This window comes from Bilifractor sp. HCP3S3_D3, assembly GCF_052063915.1.
Classification (GTDB): domain Bacteria; phylum Bacillota; class Clostridia; order Lachnospirales; family Lachnospiraceae; genus Bilifractor.
The window spans coordinates 42902-60333 of the sequence record NZ_JBQHWP010000006.1; the positions used below are offsets into that span (position 1 = coordinate 42902).

19 protein-coding genes are annotated in these 17432 nt (G+C 51.8%); 18 read left to right on the forward strand and 1 reads right to left on the reverse strand.

Annotated elements, in window-relative coordinates; translation table 11 throughout:
- Positions 1–21: 21 nt before the first annotated feature.
- From ACTNDI_RS05015 to ACTNDI_RS05100, 18 genes are all read left to right on the forward strand, one after another.
- Positions 22–459, forward strand: a complete 438-nt coding sequence (locus tag ACTNDI_RS05015; RefSeq protein WP_441099658.1) for a GatB/YqeY domain-containing protein — start codon at positions 22–24, stop codon at positions 457–459.
- A 172-nt stretch (positions 460–631) separates the two neighbouring features.
- Positions 632–1339, forward strand: coding sequence for a Crp/Fnr family transcriptional regulator (locus ACTNDI_RS05020; protein ID WP_441099659.1), 708 nt, complete (start codon positions 632–634; stop codon positions 1337–1339).
- 2 nt (positions 1340–1341) lie between these two features.
- Positions 1342–2286, forward strand: coding sequence for an AEC family transporter (locus ACTNDI_RS05025; protein ID WP_441099660.1), 945 nt, complete (start codon positions 1342–1344; stop codon positions 2284–2286).
- Positions 2287–2519: 233 nt separating this feature from the next.
- Positions 2520–2756 (forward strand): acyl carrier protein, encoded by a 237-nt coding sequence (gene acpP, locus ACTNDI_RS05030; RefSeq protein ID WP_441099661.1) that lies wholly within the window; start codon positions 2520–2522, stop codon positions 2754–2756.
- A gap of 161 nt (positions 2757–2917) precedes the next feature.
- Positions 2918–3490, forward strand: a complete 573-nt coding sequence (locus ACTNDI_RS05035; RefSeq protein ID WP_441099662.1) for an acetyl-CoA carboxylase biotin carboxyl carrier protein — start codon at positions 2918–2920, stop codon at positions 3488–3490.
- Between the two features lies 1 nt (position 3491).
- Positions 3492–4868 (forward strand): acetyl-CoA carboxylase biotin carboxylase subunit, encoded by a 1377-nt coding sequence (gene accC, locus ACTNDI_RS05040; RefSeq protein ID WP_441099663.1) that lies wholly within the window; start codon positions 3492–3494, stop codon positions 4866–4868.
- 95 nt (positions 4869–4963) lie between these two features.
- A complete protein-coding gene (locus ACTNDI_RS05045) occupies positions 4964–6835 on the forward strand; it encodes an acetyl-CoA carboxylase carboxyltransferase subunit alpha (protein ID WP_441099664.1) in 1872 nt (623 codons plus the stop codon).
- A 29-nt stretch (positions 6836–6864) separates the two neighbouring features.
- Positions 6865–7947 carry a beta-ketoacyl-ACP synthase III gene (locus ACTNDI_RS05050; RefSeq protein WP_441099665.1) on the forward strand — a complete coding sequence of 361 codons (1083 nt, stop codon included), beginning with the start codon at positions 6865–6867 and terminating at the stop codon, positions 7945–7947.
- Positions 7948–8136: 189 nt separating this feature from the next.
- Entirely contained in the window at positions 8137–9102 is a 966-nt protein-coding gene (locus tag ACTNDI_RS05055) for a nitronate monooxygenase (protein WP_441099666.1), read from the forward strand.
- A gap of 88 nt (positions 9103–9190) precedes the next feature.
- Positions 9191–10168 (forward strand): ACP S-malonyltransferase, encoded by a 978-nt coding sequence (locus ACTNDI_RS05060; RefSeq protein ID WP_441099667.1) that lies wholly within the window; start codon positions 9191–9193, stop codon positions 10166–10168.
- A gap of 156 nt (positions 10169–10324) precedes the next feature.
- Positions 10325–11068, forward strand: a complete 744-nt coding sequence (gene fabG / locus ACTNDI_RS05065; RefSeq protein ID WP_441099668.1) for a 3-oxoacyl-[acyl-carrier-protein] reductase — start codon at positions 10325–10327, stop codon at positions 11066–11068.
- A gap of 34 nt (positions 11069–11102) precedes the next feature.
- Positions 11103–11252 (forward strand): hypothetical protein, encoded by a 150-nt coding sequence (locus tag ACTNDI_RS05070; protein WP_441099669.1) that lies wholly within the window; start codon positions 11103–11105, stop codon positions 11250–11252.
- Positions 11249–12481: a beta-ketoacyl-ACP synthase II gene (fabF, locus tag ACTNDI_RS05075; protein WP_441099670.1), complete on the forward strand. Its 1233-nt coding sequence runs from the start codon at positions 11249–11251 to the stop codon at positions 12479–12481. The genes ACTNDI_RS05070 and fabF overlap by 4 nt, the downstream gene beginning before the upstream one ends.
- Before the next feature lie 178 nt (positions 12482–12659).
- On the forward strand, positions 12660–13097 hold the full coding sequence (gene fabZ, locus ACTNDI_RS05080) for a 3-hydroxyacyl-ACP dehydratase FabZ (protein ID WP_441099671.1): 438 nt from the start codon (positions 12660–12662) through the stop codon (positions 13095–13097).
- Positions 13098–13332: 235 nt separating this feature from the next.
- On the forward strand, positions 13333–13851 hold the full coding sequence (locus tag ACTNDI_RS05085) for a MarR family winged helix-turn-helix transcriptional regulator (protein WP_441099672.1): 519 nt from the start codon (positions 13333–13335) through the stop codon (positions 13849–13851).
- Between the two features lie 527 nt (positions 13852–14378).
- The gene (locus ACTNDI_RS05090) at positions 14379–15266 is read left to right on the forward strand and encodes an AraC family transcriptional regulator (RefSeq protein ID WP_441099673.1); all 888 of its coding nucleotides are present in this window, start codon (positions 14379–14381) and stop codon (positions 15264–15266) included.
- Between the two features lie 124 nt (positions 15267–15390).
- Entirely contained in the window at positions 15391–15828 is a 438-nt protein-coding gene (locus tag ACTNDI_RS05095) for a MarR family winged helix-turn-helix transcriptional regulator (protein WP_441099674.1), read from the forward strand.
- Between the two features lie 25 nt (positions 15829–15853).
- The gene (locus ACTNDI_RS05100) at positions 15854–16039 is read left to right on the forward strand and encodes a 4Fe-4S binding protein (RefSeq protein ID WP_441099675.1); all 186 of its coding nucleotides are present in this window, start codon (positions 15854–15856) and stop codon (positions 16037–16039) included.
- Positions 16040–16314: 275 nt separating this feature from the next.
- On the opposite strand, the gene glgD is transcribed toward ACTNDI_RS05100, so the two are convergent.
- Positions 16315–17430, reverse strand: coding sequence for a glucose-1-phosphate adenylyltransferase subunit GlgD (gene glgD / locus ACTNDI_RS05105; RefSeq protein ID WP_441099676.1), 1116 nt, complete (start codon positions 17428–17430; stop codon positions 16315–16317).
- Between the last annotated feature and the right edge of the window lie 2 nt (positions 17431–17432).

The following is a 17432-nucleotide window of genomic DNA, read 5'->3' on the forward strand; positions in this document are numbered from 1 at the left end:
ACCGAAAAGAGGTGTTTAAGAATGCAGTTTGAGAAATTACAGAAGGATATGATCGCGGCCATGAAGGCTCGCGACAAAATCAGAAAGGATACAATAGCTGCGCTGGTTTCCGGGGCGAAGAAGATCGCGATTGATGAGGGAAGCCGTGACAATATTACGGAGGAGATCACGGACCGGGCGATCATGAAGGAGCTTCGCGCCGCGAAGGAGCAGTATGACAGCTGTCCGGATTCGCGCGCGGATCTGAAGGAGGAGTACAGGAACCGCTATGAGATCATCTCAGCTTATGCGCCGAAGATGATGTCTGAGGAGGAGATCCGCGAGGTTCTGACCGGCAGATTTGCCGATGTCATTGCGACGAAGAACAAGGGGCAGATCATGAAGACGGTCATGCCGGAGCTGAAAGGCAAGGCGGACGGAAAGACCATCAGTAAGGTTGTAGCGGATCTCTGCAAATAAGGTATGAACTCGAAGTCCTCTGCGGCCGGTTCGGCCAGCAGGGGCTTACTGTATAAGTCCAGTCGCAATGTTCTTGGCCCACGGAAGCTGCGAAGCAGCGAAGTGACGCAGGGACTTATACAGTATGTGGCACGACTTACCAGATCTGTTTTAGAAGGGAGAGCTCCGGAACATGCGTGATAGAAATGCGGAAATCAGGAAGAATTGCAAGGACGCGATGAAGAAGAGCTATTTGTTCCGGGGGCTCGCGGAGGAAGAACTGGAGGTTCTTCTGGACAGTGATTATCTGCGTTTCCGGGAGTACGGAAGAGAAGAACGCATTTTTGAGGAATCAGACCGACCGAAAGATATCATGGTTCTGGTCACGGGAAATCTTCTGATTGCTCAGGACACCATGAACGGGAAGAGGATGATTTTGTCCAGAATCACGGATCCCGGGGATACCTTCGGGGAGATCTATGTGTTCAAGCAGCTTCCCGCGTATGATATGTATGCGGAGACGATGGAGCCGTCATCGATTCTGATGGTGGCCGCGGATCTGCTTTCCGGGGAATGTGAAGACGCATGTGCGAAGATCGCGGAAAAAATGATGCGGAATCAGCTTGGGATGTTCGCCGCGAAGGCCTATATGATGAACCGGAGACTGCGCATTCTCGGGAGCTCCAGCATCCGGGAGAAGATCGCCAGGCTTCTGATCGAACGGCAGGGCGGCGATAACCGTGTCCGGGTGATGCCGCGCGAGGAGATGGCGGATTACCTGAATGTGACCAGACCGTCTCTTTCCAGAGAAATCAGCGCGATGGTCCGCGAGGGAATTATCCGGAATGAAGGACAGACCCTTGTCATACTGGATCAGGAAAAGCTGGAGGAGTATGTGTAATTATGTCAAACCTGATCTTTAGCATGAATGCGACGCTTCCGATTTTCCTGGTCATGATGCTCGGATATTTTTTCAGAAAAAAAGATATCATCGGGGAGGCGTTTGCGTCCAGGATGAATACCTTTGTATTCCGGATAGCCCTTCCGGTGAGTCTGTTCGGCCAGCTGGATTCGGTGGACTTCTTCAAGGTGTGGGATACGGAGTATGTCTTGTTCTGTTTTCTGGCGACGCTGGTGAGTGTGGGAATCGGTATTCTGGTCTCGTTCGTATTCCGGGACAGAGAGGTCCGGGGCGAGTTTGTCCAGGGATCCTACCGGAGCAGTGCCTCGCTTCTGGGAATGGCGTACATTGAGAATATTTACGGGAAGGCAACCATGGGGCCTCTGATGATGCTCGGCTGCGTTCCCCTGTACAATGTGATGGCGGTTCTGGTCCTTTCGCTGATGGGCGGAGGCTCGAAAGGCCTCGACCGAAAGCAGCTGCGCCATGCGCTGAAGGGGATTGTCACGAATCCGATTATCTGGGGAATTGTGCTGGGGTTTGCGTGGGCGCTGACCGGATTGAAGATGCCGGTGATGTTTCAGACAACGATCGAATACATTGGCAGGCTCGCGAGCCCGATGGGGCTTCTGGCAATGGGTGCAAGTCTGAATTTCGGCAGCATCCGCGGCCGGCTGGCTCCGATTCTTACCGGATCGCTCCTGAAGCTGATCGGTTTCGCCGCACTTTTTCTTCCCGTGGCGATCTGGCTCGGATTCCGGACGGAGAAGCTGATCGCGGCGCTGATCATGCTCGGATCCGCAAGCACGGTTGCCGGTTATGTGATGGCAAAGAATATGGGACACGACGGAGTTGTGTCGTCGGGAATCGTGATGATCACGACTCTCTGCAGCGTATTTACGCTGACGTTCTGGATCTGGCTTCTGCGATCCATGGGCTTTGTATAAGTGAATATGAGCATTCTCCTTTCGGGAGCCTTGGGGCTGCCGCACGATATTCTGGTGCGGCAGCCCCTTTATCTTTCACCATCTTATATTTAAAAATATTTAAATAAATAATTTGAAATATATTGACATCTGCATTGAGCAGCAGTATAGTAACCCTCGAAACAAAAACCTAAAATTATTTAACTAAATAATTGAAGGTAATTAACGCTAGAATGACGATAAGGAGAATGAAAATGGATACATTTGAAAAGGTAAAAGAGATTATCATCGACACACTGAGCTTTGACGGTGACGAGATTCGCCCGGAATCGGATTTCTTCAAGGATCTGAAGGCAGATTCACTCGATGTTGTTGAGCTGATGATGGCTCTTGAAGAGAACTTCGGTATTTCGATTCCGGATGAGGAGCTTCCGAACCTGCATACGGTGGAGAGTGTTGTGAAATATATCGAGGATCACAAGGAAGACTGAGAACAGACGGACAGGATATCGGGCACGGACGGACAGGATACCGGGCACAGACGGACAGGATACCGCGCACGGACGGGCAGGATACCGGGCACAGACCGCTCTGGAAGGGATCGGCCGTAGTCGCATTCGTTCAGAAGTCCGGACGATTTTGGAGGGCAGGAATGAGTTATACAGTGGAAGAGCTTCAGATACTGATGGAGAGTTTTGGAAAATCGGGGCTGACCAGATTTCGATATTCGACTCAGGAAGAAACTCTTGAATTCAGAAATGAGCCGGGGACTGGTCATTTCTCTGTTGCGCCGGCCGGCAGGGAAGGAATGTCGGCAGTATCTGCGGATACAGATACAAAGTCCGGGACAGCGCAGGTACGGGCGGCTTCTGAATCGGATACGGCATCGGCTGGCTCCTCGGAAGACGTTGGAAATGGTTTTGGATCCGGGACAGGCAGCCCTGCCGGAGAGAAGGATGACAAGGCGGGCGGGAGTCCGGAAGGTACGGTTGCTGTAAGAGCTCCGCTGGCGGGTATTTTCTACCGGGCATCCAAACCAGGAGAGAAGCCGTATGTCGAGGAAGGACAGAGCGTGAAGAAGGGGGATATCGTCGGACTGGTAGAGGCCATGAAGATGATGAATGAGATCCCCGCTCCGTGCGACGGCATCGTTCGGGAGATCAAGGCAAAGGACGCCGCCTTTACCGGATATGACGCTGTTCTGATGACGATCGGGGAGAATTGAGATGTTCAAGAAAGTACTGATTGCAAACCGGGGAGAAATCGCGATGCGGGTTTTGCGATGCTGTCAGGAAATGGGAATTGACACCGTGACTGCCTGTTCCTCGGAAGACCGGAATTCCCTTCCGGTACAGTTTTCGACAGAATCTGTCTGCATTGGTCCTGCGCAGGCGGCCGCAAGCTACCTGAATCAGGAGGCATTGATCGAGGCAGCCAAGGCATATCACTGTGATGCCATCCACCCGGGATATGGATTTTTATCTGAAAATGCGGATTTCGCGGAAAAATGTGAGAAGAATGGAATCACCTTCATCGGTCCTTCTTCGCGGATGATCCGGGAAATGGGTGACAAGCAGAGCGCCCGCGCGCTGATGAAAAAGCATGGAGTGCCTGTGGTTCCGGGTTCAGACGGGATTCTGAAAGACTGGAAGGAAGCGGCTGAGGTCGCGGAGAAGGTCGGGTATCCGGTGCTTGTCAAGGCTACGTCAGGAGGCGGAGGACGAGGAATGCGGACCGCCTTTGACGAGTCGGAAATCCGGAACGCCTTTGAAAGCGCGGAGGCGGAAGCGAGAGCTGCCTTCGGAGACGGATCGCTGTATCTTGAAAAACTCATCCTGCATCCGCATCACATTGAGGTGCAGATTCTGGGCGATACAAAGGGCAATATTATACAGCTTGGTGAGCGGGACTGCTCCATGCAGCGGCGGAATCAGAAACTGATGGAGGAATGTCCCGCAAGGATTCTGAATTCCAGACAGCGGGAAGCAATTCACAAGGCAGCGCTCAAGGCCGCCAGAGCCGTTCATTACGTGAGCGCGGGAACGGTGGAGTTTGTTCTTGACAGAGAGAATCATTTCTATTTCATCGAAATGAATACGAGAATCCAGGTGGAGCATCCGGTGACAGAGGAGGTGACAGGCGTGGACCTGATCCGGGAACAGATCCGGATCGCCGCGGGCCTGTCCCTCGGGTACAAGCAGAGTGACATTCATTTGAATGGGCATGCCATTGAATGCAGGATCAACGCGGAAAATCCCGCGAGGAACTTCGCTCCGTGTCCCGGGGATGTACCTTTTGTTCATTTTCCGGGCGGCAACGGGGTACGCATCGAGAGCGCAATTTATTCCGGATGCACGGTAAGCCCGTACTATGATTCGATGATCGCGAAGGTGATTGTTCATGCGCCGGGAAGGCTTGAGGCGATCCGGAAGATGAGGGTTGCGCTTGAGGAAATGACGGTCGAGGGAATCGACACGAACATCGATTTTCTGTATCTGATCCTGTTTAATAATGATTTTCTGACCGGGAATGTCGACACGGGATTTCTGGAGAAAAATACAGATGCCATCATCCGCTGGGGTGAAGAAAGCCGGAAAGCGTAAGGTCCGATTCAGGGGTTCAGTTGGAGACGTACATGTTTCATTACGGTGAAGAAAGCCGGAAAGCGTAAGGTCCGATTTAGGGGAGCAGAGAAATCATGAGTAAGAGTATCCTGGGAACAGTATTGCTAGATGCTAAGGTCAATACGGCGGACGGCATTTTTTTCGGCAGAAGAAAAACTCTTCTGGGTTTCCGGAAGATGCGCGAAAAGAAGACTGCCCGCCGTCCGGTCGGCGAACACCTGACAGCCCTCTTTGACGGAGGAAAATTTTCAGAAGAGTTTGCGCCGGATCTGAAGACAGATGATCCGCTGAGTTTTCCCGGGTATGGCAGGAAGCTTGAGGAGAACCGGAAAATCTCGGAGAAACCGCAGGGATGTGTCGCGGGAGTCGGGAGGATCAACGGAATTCCGGCGGTCGGTGCAGAACTCAGCAGAAATTTCATGATGGGCAGCATGGGAAGTGCTGAGGGAGAAAAACTGACGATTGCGATCGAAGAAGCAGACAGAAGAAAACTTCCACTGATTATTTTTTCTGCGAGCGGCGGGGCGAGAATGCAGGAGGGAATGATTTCCCTGATGCAGATGGCGAAGACGAGTGCCGCGGTGGAACGGTTGCGGGAGCACGGAGGACTGTATATATCGGTGCTGACGAATCCGACTACCGGAGGTGTGAGCGCGAGCTATGCGAGCCTGGGAGATATTACGCTGGCAGAGCCGGGTGCACTGATCGGTTTCGCAGGGCCGAGGGTGATCGAACAGACCATCGGCGAGAAACTTCCGAAGGGATTTCAGCGGTCTGAGTTTCAGCTGGAACACGGCTTCGTGGATAAAATTGTGCCGAAGCAGGATCAGAAGAAAGAGATCACGCTGATTCTGAAGCTTCACGGGTTCAAATCGGACAGAAACGGAGACGGAGAATATGTACCGGAGCTGGAGGACGGGAACCGGAATGCCGGAAATCGCGAGCGCACGGCACTCGCAAATGCCGAAGCTTCGAAACAGAATGCTGCGTGTGAGGAGCCGGAAGCTTCGAAGCAGAATGCCGCGTGTGAATGTCCGGATAGTTCGGGGAAGACTGCCGTGATAGAGAAGCCGGGAACCGGGGCTGCGGGAGAGGCAGCAGGTTTTGCGGAGACGGCATCCTCCTGCAGGGAGGACACACAGAAAATGGATGAGCCCGGCAAGCCGGGCGCGTACGACCGGGTGCGGCTCGTGAGAGACAAGAACCGCCCGAAGATTACGGACTATATCGAGGGAATTTTTGAAGAATTTCTTGAGCTTTCCGGAGACCGAACCGGGAAAGAGGATCCTGCGATTCTCGGGGGTATCGGACTCCTGAATGGAAGACCGGTTACAGTGATCGGACACAGAAAAGGCAAAAATCTGGCCGAGAACATGAAATGCAATTTTGGAATGCCGGAGCCTCAGGGCTACCGGAAAGCGCTGCGCCTGATGAAGGAAGCTGAAAAGTTCGGACGTCCGGTTGTAACCTTTATCGATACACCGGGGGCTTATCCCGGGAAAGAGGCAGAGGAGAACGGACAAAGCGCGGCGATTGCCGAAAATCTTGCGGCTATGAGTGCGCTGAGGGTTCCGGTGATCAGCATTGTCACCGGGGAAGGAAACAGCGGAGGAGCCCTGGCAATCGGTGTCGGTGATGAGATATGGATGCTGGAGAATGCCGTGTATTCGGTGTTATCTCCGGAAGGATTTGCCAGTATTCTCTGGAAGGATGCCTCGAAATGCAGGGAAGCTGCGGAGGTTATGAGGATGACCGCGGAAGACCTTCTGAATCAGGGCGTTGCCGATCGTGTAATTCCGGAACCGGAGGGCGGCGCGCAGCGAGATCTTCCGGGGATGTGCCGGATTCTCCGGGAAAATCTGGAGACAGAGCTCGAAAAACTGGAAGAAGAGGACGGCGAGGCTCTTGTGGAGCAAAGATACCGGAAATATCGTGAAATCGGCTAGAGAAGCTGATATGGAACAGGTGGCGGCATGTGGAAAAGAAAAAAGACAGGAAATCATACAGACATATGAATGGTATTGAAATCATTGGTCTGGGAAAGGCAGTGCCGGAAACCAGACTGACTAACGAGGATCTCAGGCAATATATGGATACTTCAGACGAGTGGATCCGCAGCAGAACCGGTATTGTGTCGCGGCATTTGTGCACAGGTGAGGAAAGCCTCACGGATCTGGCGACGGAGGCGTCCCGGAAGGCCATGGAGGACGCCGGAATCGCCCCGGAGGAAGTCGGACTTGTGATCTGTGCAACCTGCACCACGGATTACATGGTTCCGTCCGTAGCCTGTGCCGTACAGGAGAATATTGGAATTCCGGGCGGTGTTCCCGCATTTGACATTAATGCGGCGTGTTCGGGATTTGTGTATGGACTCCAGCTGATTTATTCGCTGATGAATGCAGAAGCCGCCTGCCGGTCAGAGCGGAAGTACGCGCTGATGATCGGAGGAGAACAGCTCTCCAAGATGCTGGATTTCTCGGAGAGATCCGTGAGCGTGCTGTTCGGTGACGGAGCGGCGGCGGCGATTGTGCGCGGCTCGTCTCAAAAAAGATTTTTCTGCCACACTGCAGCGGAGGGAGACCGCAGTGCCCTCTATGCGCATACCGTCGGAAGAAACCAGATTCCGGCCATGGAGTACAGGGGCAAAAGGATTGTATCCGAAAACCCGCTTCAGATTACGGAATCGTATGCGGCAGGAATCATGAAAGACGGCTATCTCAGGATGGATGGCAGGAAGGTATTCCGCTTTGCGGTGCGTGTACTTGCTGCCGAGATCGATCAGATGGCGGAACAGAGCAAAGTCCCTGCGGAAGAGATTGACTACATCGTCTGTCATCAGGCAAACAGCAGAATTATCGACTATGTCCGGAAACAGAAAAATCTTCCGGAGGAGAAGTTTTTTATGAATCTGCAGGAATATGGCAATACGTCCGGGGCCAGCATTCCCCTGGCACTGGCGGACATGAAAGACAGAGGGATGCTGAAGCCGGGCATCAGGATCTTCTGCATCGGATTCGGCGCAGGTCTTACCTGGGGCGGCTGCTATCTGGAATTCTGAAGAATCAATGTATAGCGAAACGGAAGAGCATGCCCGGGAGTGTTGCATATCCATCTGGATTCTTAAGTATCTGCCAGGAAATGCGCACCAGCGGAAAAAGGGTCAGAGGTCAGCCTTGCTGTGGCAGACCGCAGGTGAAAAAGCGGTTTTGTCAGCGGCAGGCATGTATACAGAAGAAAGGCACAGAACATGAAATTTCTGAATGAGATAACAGGAACAAAATATCCGTTTATTCAGGGCGGAATGGCAAATATTGCTACAGGGGAGTTTGCGGCGGCATGCTCGAATGCGGGCGCGCTCGGCATCATCGGCTCGGGCGGAATGAATGTTGAAAAACTGGAAGAAAATATTCACATCTGCCGTTCTCTGACGGATAAGCCTTTCGGAGTAAATCTGATGCTGATGAATCCGGATACCGATCAGATGGCGGATCTGGTCGCGAGGGAGAAGATACCCGTCATCACAACAGGTGCGGGAAACCCCGGAAAATACCTTTCCAGATGGAAGGAAAGCGGGAGTCTGATTTTTCCGGTATCTGCCAGTGTGCTGCTTGCGCTTCGTCTGGTACGGGACGGCGTTGACGGAATTATCGCAGAGGGAACGGAGAGCGGAGGCCATGTCGGTGAGATGACGACAATGACGCTTGTGCCCCAGATGCGGGACGCTCTTCCAGAGAATGTTCCGGTGATTGCAGCCGGAGGAATTGCGGACGGAAGACAGCTTGCGGCTGCTTTTGCTCTCGGCGCATGCGGAGCGCAGATGGGAACCTGCCTTCTGGTGAGCAGCGAATGTCCGATACATAAGAATTATAAGGAAGCAATCTTGAAGGCGGGGGACAATGCCACGGTTGTTACGGGGCGGACGGTGAATTCGCCGACCCGTATCCTGAAAAACAAGATGGCCCGGCAGTATATCCGCAGGGAGAAAGAGGGAGCCGAACAGATGGAGCTGGAAAAATTCACGCTCGGTTCTCTTCGAAAAGCGGTGTTTGATGGAAATACATCTGAGGGATCGCTGATGGCGGGCCAGGTCTGCGGACAGCTGAAGGAAATCCGTCCAGTCGCGGAAATCTTCGAGTCTATCATGCGCGGGGCACAGGAAACAGCCGGGAGTCTTTCAAGGAATATCGCATCCGGGAGTGCGGATCATCAATAAGAGATATAAGAGAAATAAGAGATCAACAACTGATCACTAAGAAAAATAAGAAATCAGCAGGAGTTCAATAAGAGAAAGGGAGTCAGTCATGAAAACAGCATTTTTGTATGCCGGTCAGGGAAGCCAGCATGCCGGCATGGGCAGGGATTTGTATGAGGCATATCCGACATTTGCCGAAGAAGTGGACAAGGCGGACGCGGTGCTGAATTTTGATCTGAAGAGAATGATGTTTGAGGGGCCGGAGGAGGAGCTCTCGCGGACTGCTTACACCCAGCCGTGTCTGGCTGCCTTTGCCGCGGGAATGACAGCGGTTCTGACCGAACGTGGAATCCGTCCGGATTATGTGGCAGGACTCAGCCTCGGCGAATACAGCGCGCTGCATGCGGCGGGCGTTTTTTCCACCGAGGAGCTGATCCGGATTACGGCATTCCGCGGGCAGGCGATGTCGAGAGCCGGAGAGGGACTGGATACAAAAATGTGCGCCATTCTGGGACTTCCTGCTGAAAAGACGGCGGAGATCGCGCAGAAGGCTGCAAAAGAGACCGGGAGTATTGTGGAAGTATCCAACTACAACGCAAAAGGACAGAATGTAATCTCTGGTTTTGCAGAAGCTGTGACCCGGGCCGAGGAGATTGCGAAGGAAGAGGGCGCGAGAAGGTGCATGGAGCTGAAGGTGAGCTCTGCCTTTCATACATCGCTGATGGCTCCCGCTTCCCAGGAGCTTCATGATCTGTTCGGAAGGACAGCGTTCGGAAAAATGAGCATTCCGGTTCTTTTCAACACGCTGGGAGGTCCGTCGGACACGAGAGGAAGACGGATCGATGATACCTCCCTGAGCCCGTCTGCGTACACGCAGGCTGATGGAAAGACGATTGGCGCTCTGCTTGAAAAACAGGTGATGTCGAGTGTGAGGATGGCGCAGACGATCGAGTGGCTGAAGGATGCCGGCGTCGAGAAAATCATCGAGATCGGTCCGGGACATGTGCTTGCCGGATTTGTCAGCCGGACGGTAAAAGGAATGGAAACCGTCTCACTTGATACGGCGGAGGATGTGGCGGCCCTGTGAGAGCGCGGCGGCATTGCATCGTTTACAAGAGCGGTTTAACAGAGAAGAAGATTGTGTCTCTGTGAGAGCGCGAAGACTGCTATGCAGAAGGTTGTCAACTACCAGCAACCAAAAGGCAGTGGGTTTCCGCCTGCAGCAAACGAAAGGATTATATTTATGAATTCAGAAAATCAGACAGCAATAGTAACCGGAGGCAGCGGCGGAATCGGCAGAGCGGTCTGCAGAGCGCTCGCTGAAAAGGGAATCCATGTCGTGATCAATTATTCTCATAATGAGGCGGCAGCGAAGGAAACGGAAAGACTCTGCCGGGAATGCGGAGTTCAGACGCTTCTGGTGCAGGCGGATATATCCGACAGCGCGGATTGTGACCGGATGTTCCGTGAGGCGCAGAAGCTGACCGGAAGAATTGATATTCTGGTGAACAATGCCGGAATCACAAAGGACAGCCTGCTGCTGATGATGAAGGAGGAGGACTTCGACAGAGTCATTCACGTGAATCTGTATGGCACCTTCTACTGTATGAAGAAGGCGTCGAGGATTATGCTGCGGCAGAAATATGGAAGGATTGTCAGTATATCGAGCATTGTGGGAATTCACGGGAATCCGGGACAGGTCAATTATGCGGCCAGCAAGGCGGGGATTATCGGGATGACAAAATCACTGGCGAAGGAACTCGCAGGGCGGAATATAACGGTGAATGCCGTTGCCCCCGGAATGATCGATACGGAGATGACGGAAGCTCTTTCGGATGCCGCAAAGGAGGCCATGCTTTCGGGGATACCGATGGGACGTGCAGGCAGGGCGGAAGAGGTTGCCGCGGCGGTCGCCTTTCTGTCATCGGAGGAAGCCTCCTATATCACCGGTCAGGTGCTCGGCGCAGACGGCGGAATGGGATGCTGAAGAAGGAACGGCGGAATATAAGACTCTGGCACAGATGGCAGAAGAAGAGGCCGGAGAGGTCAGCAGAACAAGATACCGGAGTGGACGGCAGAAGATAAAGCTGCCGGCGCAGATGGCAGAAGAAGATACCGGAGTGGACGGCAGAATAGATTCTGAGAAATGGACAGATTGGAGAAACACATGAGACGAAGAGTAGTGATTACCGGGCTCGGAATTGTATGCCCGATCGGAAATGACAAGGAAGAGGTCTGGAGCAGTGTAAAGGCAGGCAGATGCGGGATCGGACCGATCACGCTCTATGATCCTGCAGAGCAGAAGGTAAAGCTTGCCGGTGAAGTAAAAGATCTCAAATTGGACGACTACGTGGATAAGCGGGAGGCACGGAAGATGGACCGCTACACACAGTTCGCCATGGTGGCGGCGAAGCAGGCGATGACCGATTCCGGTCTTCTCGGGCTCGATGAGCCGAGAGACAGGTGGGGCGTCATCATGTCGAGCGGCATCGGGGGCATCGGGACAATCGAGAACGAAAAGGTTCGCGGGATGGAGAAAGGATATGACCGTGTATCGCCTTATTTCATACCGATGTCAATTGCAAATATGGCTGCCGGTCACATCGCAATCGAATACGGACTGCACGGAATGTGCACTTCTGTCGTAACCGCATGTGCCAGCGCGGCAAATGCGATCGGAGAATCCTTTCGACATATCCGTGATGGATACGGCGATGTCATGGTAGCCGGAGGAGCCGAAGCGGCAATCACACCTCTGTGCATGGGAGGATTCACTTCCCTGAAGGCACTTACGACAGCTGCCGATCCGGCGCGTGCATCAATTCCGTTCGACGCAGAAAGAAGCGGATTCGTTATGGGCGAGGGAGCCGGCGCACTGATTCTCGAGGAATATGAGCACGCCAGAAAACGCGGAGCTCAGATTTACGCGGAAATTGTGGGATATGGGGCAAACTGTGACGCCTATCACATCACGGCGCCGTCGCCGGAAGGAACCGGAGCAGAGCAATGCATGCGTCTGGCAATGGAGGATGCGGGTATCTCACCTGCAGAGGTAGATTATATCAATGCACACGGGACATCCACAAAGATGAATGATTCCTGCGAGTCAGCGGCGATCCGCCGGATCTTCGGCGACGATGTGAAACGTGTCCGGGTAAGCTCCACAAAATCCATGACCGGTCATCTTCTGGGCGCGAGCGCAGCGGTAGAAGCGGTGATCACGGTGGAGGCAGTTCAGAGGGATTTTGTTCCGCCTACTGTGAACTACAAGGTTCCGGATCCGGAATGCAGTCTGGATGTTGTTCCGGGAAATGGCTATCCGATGAAAATCAGCTATGCGCTTTCGAACTCCTTCGGATTTGGCGGACATAACGTCACCCTTGTATTTCGGAAAGCATAAGACAGTTCCGATGAAGGGAAAAACAGCTGACAACAAACTGTTGTTTGAATGTGAAAAAAATCATGGCATCGTGCATGGGAATGGAAAGTAAAAAAGGTCACGGCATTATGCCATGGAAATGAGTGAAAATCAGATACAGACATAGCTTCATTCAAGTGAGAGAAAAGAGCAGAAAACCATGCAGTTTAATTCAGATGAAATTAAAAAAATACTTCCCCATCGCTACCCGTTTCTGCTGGTGGACCGGATCACAGCCTGTGAGCCCGGTAAGTATGCAGACGGCCGCAAATGCGTCTCGGTCAACGAGATGCAGTTCTGCGGACATTTTCCGGTACAGTCGGTGATGCCGGGCGTTCTGGTCCTTGAAGCTCTTGCTCAGACCGGTGCCGTCGCATTGCTGACGGAAGAAGAGAATAAGGGGAAGCTTGTATTTTTCGGCGGTGTCAAACAGGCGCGGTTCCGCAGACCGATTATACCCGGAGACGTCATTGAGATGCATTGCGAGATAATCGGAAGAAAAGGCCCCATAGGTTTTGGAAAAGCAGTCGCCACTGTGGACGGTAAGACTGCTGTTACGGCCGAACTCTCTTTTGCAATAACAGACCCGAAAGAATAAATCAGAACTCTGAACGCAGAATGATTTTCCATTTACGATGCAGAATCAATTGTTATTCACAACGCAGAGGGAAAGATCCGAAAGCGATACGGACAAATTGCGCAGATATTCCGGATGTGCTACTATTAGGATTGCTAGAGTGCGAAGCACGGAGCAATCCGTAGCTTATACAGTGTATGGCACAATGTATCGTATGGGGGATTATTCTATATTTCGCAGTCCGGGGGAGGTATTTATGAGTTTTGCAGGAGATGAGCTAAAAGAAAAAGCAAGGAAGACGAAGGAGCTTTTCACAGAGGTGTATACAAACTTCAAGCTGCACTTTTACCGGGAGGTGTTCCGGAATTTTGACAACCGTGAGGCGACGCTCACCACGGTGGAAACCTTCTGCATGGAAGTAATCTATGCCATGAAGAATCCGACGATCAATGAATTTGCCAGTTTTATTCAAATCTCGTCGCCCAATGCCGCCTATAAGGTGAACAGTCTGATCCGGAAGGGATATCTGCAGAAGATCAGGTCAAGGCAGGATCACAGGGAGTATTACCTTCAGGTCACGCAGAAGTACATCGATTACTATAATGTCAGCAGCTCGTATGTAGACAGAGTTCTGGACAAGGTTGAGGGCAAGATGAGCGAGAAAGAGATCGAGGATTTCTATCATACCCTGACAATTATCCAGGAGGAGCAGATGAAGGATGTACCGTTCTACAGCAGGGATCGGGAAGTAATGCCAGGCGATAATGCAGAATAAAGCGGAACAGAAAAGACAGAACAGAAAAGACAGAATAGAAAAGACAGAGTAGGAAGGACAAAGAAGAAAGGACATAGTAGGAAGGACAGAGTAGCTAAAACAAGACAGATAAAACAGAATAACGAGATAAAACACGCTGCGCGAGTTTTATCTCGCTATCGCGACGCTCGCCGCACACGAATACTTCGCATTCGGCTGCGGCTCACTGTTCGCGTAAATAAAACGGAAGTCCTGTATAGTTGAAATTGAAAGGGGGATACTATACAGGACTTCCTTTGATGAAAGTGAAAGGATTTATATGAAAGCCATAGTAAATGGCTGTGGCTGGCCGGTTAGATGCAGCGTAGGGTCGGACTTCTGATGATCCAACACACGCCTGCGGAGCATTGTGTCAGGGATTGTAAAAACCCCGAATCACCGCTTACGAATAACCTTGTTTCATTTATGTTTGTAGAATACACCCGTATTTGTTATAATACATGCCAGGTACTTTAAAAAAAGAAGACATTTTTTGCGGAGGAGGATGTATGCTTCCATTATATACCGAGACTAAGAATAATTTGCAAATTGAGCTGAGGCAGTCCGTTCATGCTTCTCCACATCTTCACAAATCGCTGGAGTTTGTATATGTCATGAAGGGTACGCTGGAGCTCGGGGTAGGAGATATGCTGTACCACATGGAGGAAGGTGATCTGGGCATTGTCTTTCCGGAGTTGATTCATCATTATCAGGTATTCGACAGCTCTGAGTGCATGGCATATTATCTTCTTGCTTCGCCTTCCATGGCAGATGCTTTCGGGTCTGTCATGCAGCAGAAATCTCCGGAATATCCGGTTATCGCAGCTGAAAATGTGCATCCGGATATTCGTTATGCGCTGGATACTCTGTACAAGCTGGACCAGGGAAGCTCTCTCTATTATAAATGGCGGCCGGAAGGCTCTCCGGAAAACAGGATCCGGGAGGTTCTCCAGCAGGCATATGTGAACGTGATCATGGCGAGATGTTTGCCATGTATTACACTGATTGACAAGTCTATGGTAGGCAGCGACGATATCATTTACCGCATGGTTTCGTATATTACCGGAAAGTTCAGGGAACCGCTCACGCTGACGCAGATGGCGCATGATCTCGGAATCAGTCCGTATGCGCTGTCCAGAATTTTTTCCGGAACCTTCCATCGGAATTTCAATCAATATCTGAATGAAGTCCGGCTGGAATATGCCGCCGAACTGCTTCACCGGACCGATGAGCCGATTACGGACATTTGTATGGATGTCGGGTTCGGCAGTCAGAGAACCTTTAATCGTGTATTTATGGAACATTTTCATACTTCTCCCCGTGAATTTCGCAGTCATCAGTGGGCGGCCGATGAGGCGCACGGCCGGGGCAAGGATGATGAAACAAGGAGAGCGTAACCGGAGGGGAGACCAGCGGGAAACCAGCGGTGAACGGCCGGAAATGCAAGGTTGACAGAATTGTAATATCGGGTATAATCTAATTGCAAGCAATTAATTGCTGCGCTTGAAGGAGTTTTTGAGAATGAGTAAATATGATTGTATCCGGCTGGAAAATCAGCTTTGTTTTCCGTTATATGCAGCCTCGAAGGAGGTTGTGCGAAGATATAAACCGATCCTCGATGAGCTGGATCTTACATATACCCAGTACATTACCATGATGGTTCTCTGGGAGAAGAAGCAGACGAATGTCAAGGAGCTTGGCAAATGTCTGTTTCTGGATTCCGGGACACTGACGCCGCTTCTGAAGAAGCTGGAGCAGAAGGGATATATCATCCGGCATCGTTCGACCCATGATGAGCGCAACCTTATGGTGCAGATTACGGAGCGCGGCGAAGATCTGCAGGAGAGGGCGATTCAGGTTCCGAAGAAGATGGAAAAGTGTGTGAATCTTGAGCCGGATGAGGCAAAAGAACTGTATCGGCTGCTTTACAAGCTTCTTGGAGGAATTGAAGAGGATTGAGACAGGCGGTTGACGGAGACGTATCATGGATGAGGAGAATGAATATTATATACAGAGCAGCTGCATGGCATGCGGGAAGTGCATCACCAGGTGTCCGCAGCACTGTATTGATCTGAAGGGCAGCATGGCGGTGATCCGTCAGGAGGATTGCAGACACTGCGGAGAGTGCAGAGACATATGCCCGGTTGGAGCCGTGGCAGTGTTTGATTGAGCGGTCTGTAAGACTGGGCGGACCGAAGCCGGATTTGAATAGGATACCGCCGCATTCTCATGACTTTAGTCGGGTGAGGCTTCACCGGGTAAATGAACAGAATAAAAAGAGGGCTTTCACGCGATGGAATTCGTGTGAAAGCCCTCTTTCTATATCAGAGAGCGCTTGCCAGACCGAGGATATGCCCCCATGTCGTGGGGCATGTTTGCCGGCCGGACACAGCCGGCCCCCTGTTTCAGGACGTTTGTCAGGTGTTGCGCGGCCTGCCTCTCAGGTCAGAGGATGTCGTCACGCTTGATGTATCCGGGCTTTTCCGGAGTTCCGATGATCTCCTTCGCGTGGATGATCTGCGCCCATTTGTCGACAACCTGATTCTCGATATGTACGTCCTTGCCGATCCTGGAATATGCGAGGACGACGCAGTTCTTCACAATAGCACCGTCCTCGATGGTTACACCACGGCCGATGACGCTGTTTTCCACAAGGCCTTTAATCGAGCAGCCGTTAGAGACAAGGGAGTTCCTTACCTCAGCCTGCTCGTAATACTTTGTGGGTGCGGCATCACTGGTAACGGTGTAGATGGGCCAGTTATCATGGAAGAGGCTGTTGGCGTTGTCTACATCGATCAGATCGAGATTCGCCTCAAAATAGCTCTTGAAATCGGTAACCGTCGCGAAATATCCACGGTGAGCGACACCTCTTACATCCAGATCATTTACCTCGGAGTTGATGAACTGTGAGAGGGTGTAGATTGAGGAGAGCTTCTGGGCTTCCCGGACCAGAGAGATGAACAGATCTCTCTTCATTACGTAGGTATCCATGAATATGTTCTTCGCGTTGGCGGTTCCTGTGTTGCGCTCGATGGAAAGAACTCCCTTCTGCTTGTTGAGGTCGAGGGTGTCGCAGTGCAGATAGTTTTCCTTTGCGTTATTCACATGGTGATACAGAAGAGTAATGTCCGCGCCGGAAGCGACGTGCTGTTCGAGAAGTTCATTGTAGTCCTGCGTATATACCATATAGCTCGGCGCGATAATGACATACTCCTGTCCCTTTCTGGCGATGATGTTCATGTTCTCGGCAAATGCCGCAATATCTGTATTATATACATCATTGGCGGTGCTGTTGTCAGAGAACAGAAGCTGGAGCTTACCCTTCTTGGAGTTGATGTTGAATGAGCCTTCATTGCCCAGGTGCTCAGCCAGAGAACGCGGATTCTCTCTTACATAAACCTGAATATTATCGATGCCGCTGTTGCTCATATTGGAAATCGGAAAGTCGATGACACGGTATCTTCCGGCAAAGGAGAACGCGCCCATAGGCCGATAGTCCTGCATTCCCGCGATTTTGATATGATTGGCGGACGACGTAATAATTCCAAATGCGGTTGCCATGA

Coding starts and splice junctions, on each gene's coding strand:
- ACTNDI_RS05085 (WP_441099672.1), top strand. CDS start 13,333: ATGAGTTTTGCAGGAGATGAGCTAAAAGAAAAAGCAAGGAAGACGAAG.
- ACTNDI_RS05015 (WP_441099658.1), top strand. CDS start 22: ATGCAGTTTGAGAAATTACAGAAGGATATGATCGCGGCCATGAAGGCT.
- ACTNDI_RS05100 (WP_441099675.1), top strand. CDS start 15,854: ATGGATGAGGAGAATGAATATTATATACAGAGCAGCTGCATGGCATGC.
- ACTNDI_RS05090 (WP_441099673.1), top strand. CDS start 14,379: ATGCTTCCATTATATACCGAGACTAAGAATAATTTGCAAATTGAGCTG.
- acpP (WP_441099661.1), top strand. CDS start 2,520: ATGGATACATTTGAAAAGGTAAAAGAGATTATCATCGACACACTGAGC.
- fabZ (WP_441099671.1), top strand. CDS start 12,660: ATGCAGTTTAATTCAGATGAAATTAAAAAAATACTTCCCCATCGCTAC.
- fabF (WP_441099670.1), top strand. CDS start 11,249: ATGAGACGAAGAGTAGTGATTACCGGGCTCGGAATTGTATGCCCGATC.
- ACTNDI_RS05060 (WP_441099667.1), top strand. CDS start 9,191: ATGAAAACAGCATTTTTGTATGCCGGTCAGGGAAGCCAGCATGCCGGC.
- ACTNDI_RS05055 (WP_441099666.1), top strand. CDS start 8,137: ATGAAATTTCTGAATGAGATAACAGGAACAAAATATCCGTTTATTCAG.
- accC (WP_441099663.1), top strand. CDS start 3,492: ATGTTCAAGAAAGTACTGATTGCAAACCGGGGAGAAATCGCGATGCGG.
- ACTNDI_RS05020 (WP_441099659.1), top strand. CDS start 632: ATGCGTGATAGAAATGCGGAAATCAGGAAGAATTGCAAGGACGCGATG.
- ACTNDI_RS05025 (WP_441099660.1), top strand. CDS start 1,342: ATGTCAAACCTGATCTTTAGCATGAATGCGACGCTTCCGATTTTCCTG.
- ACTNDI_RS05035 (WP_441099662.1), top strand. CDS start 2,918: ATGAGTTATACAGTGGAAGAGCTTCAGATACTGATGGAGAGTTTTGGA.
- ACTNDI_RS05095 (WP_441099674.1), top strand. CDS start 15,391: ATGAGTAAATATGATTGTATCCGGCTGGAAAATCAGCTTTGTTTTCCG.
- ACTNDI_RS05045 (WP_441099664.1), top strand. CDS start 4,964: ATGAGTAAGAGTATCCTGGGAACAGTATTGCTAGATGCTAAGGTCAAT.
- fabG (WP_441099668.1), top strand. CDS start 10,325: ATGAATTCAGAAAATCAGACAGCAATAGTAACCGGAGGCAGCGGCGGA.
- glgD (WP_441099676.1), bottom strand. CDS start 17,430: ATGGCAACCGCATTTGGAATTATTACGTCGTCCGCCAATCATATCAAA.
- ACTNDI_RS05070 (WP_441099669.1), top strand. CDS start 11,103: ATGGCAGAAGAAGAGGCCGGAGAGGTCAGCAGAACAAGATACCGGAGT.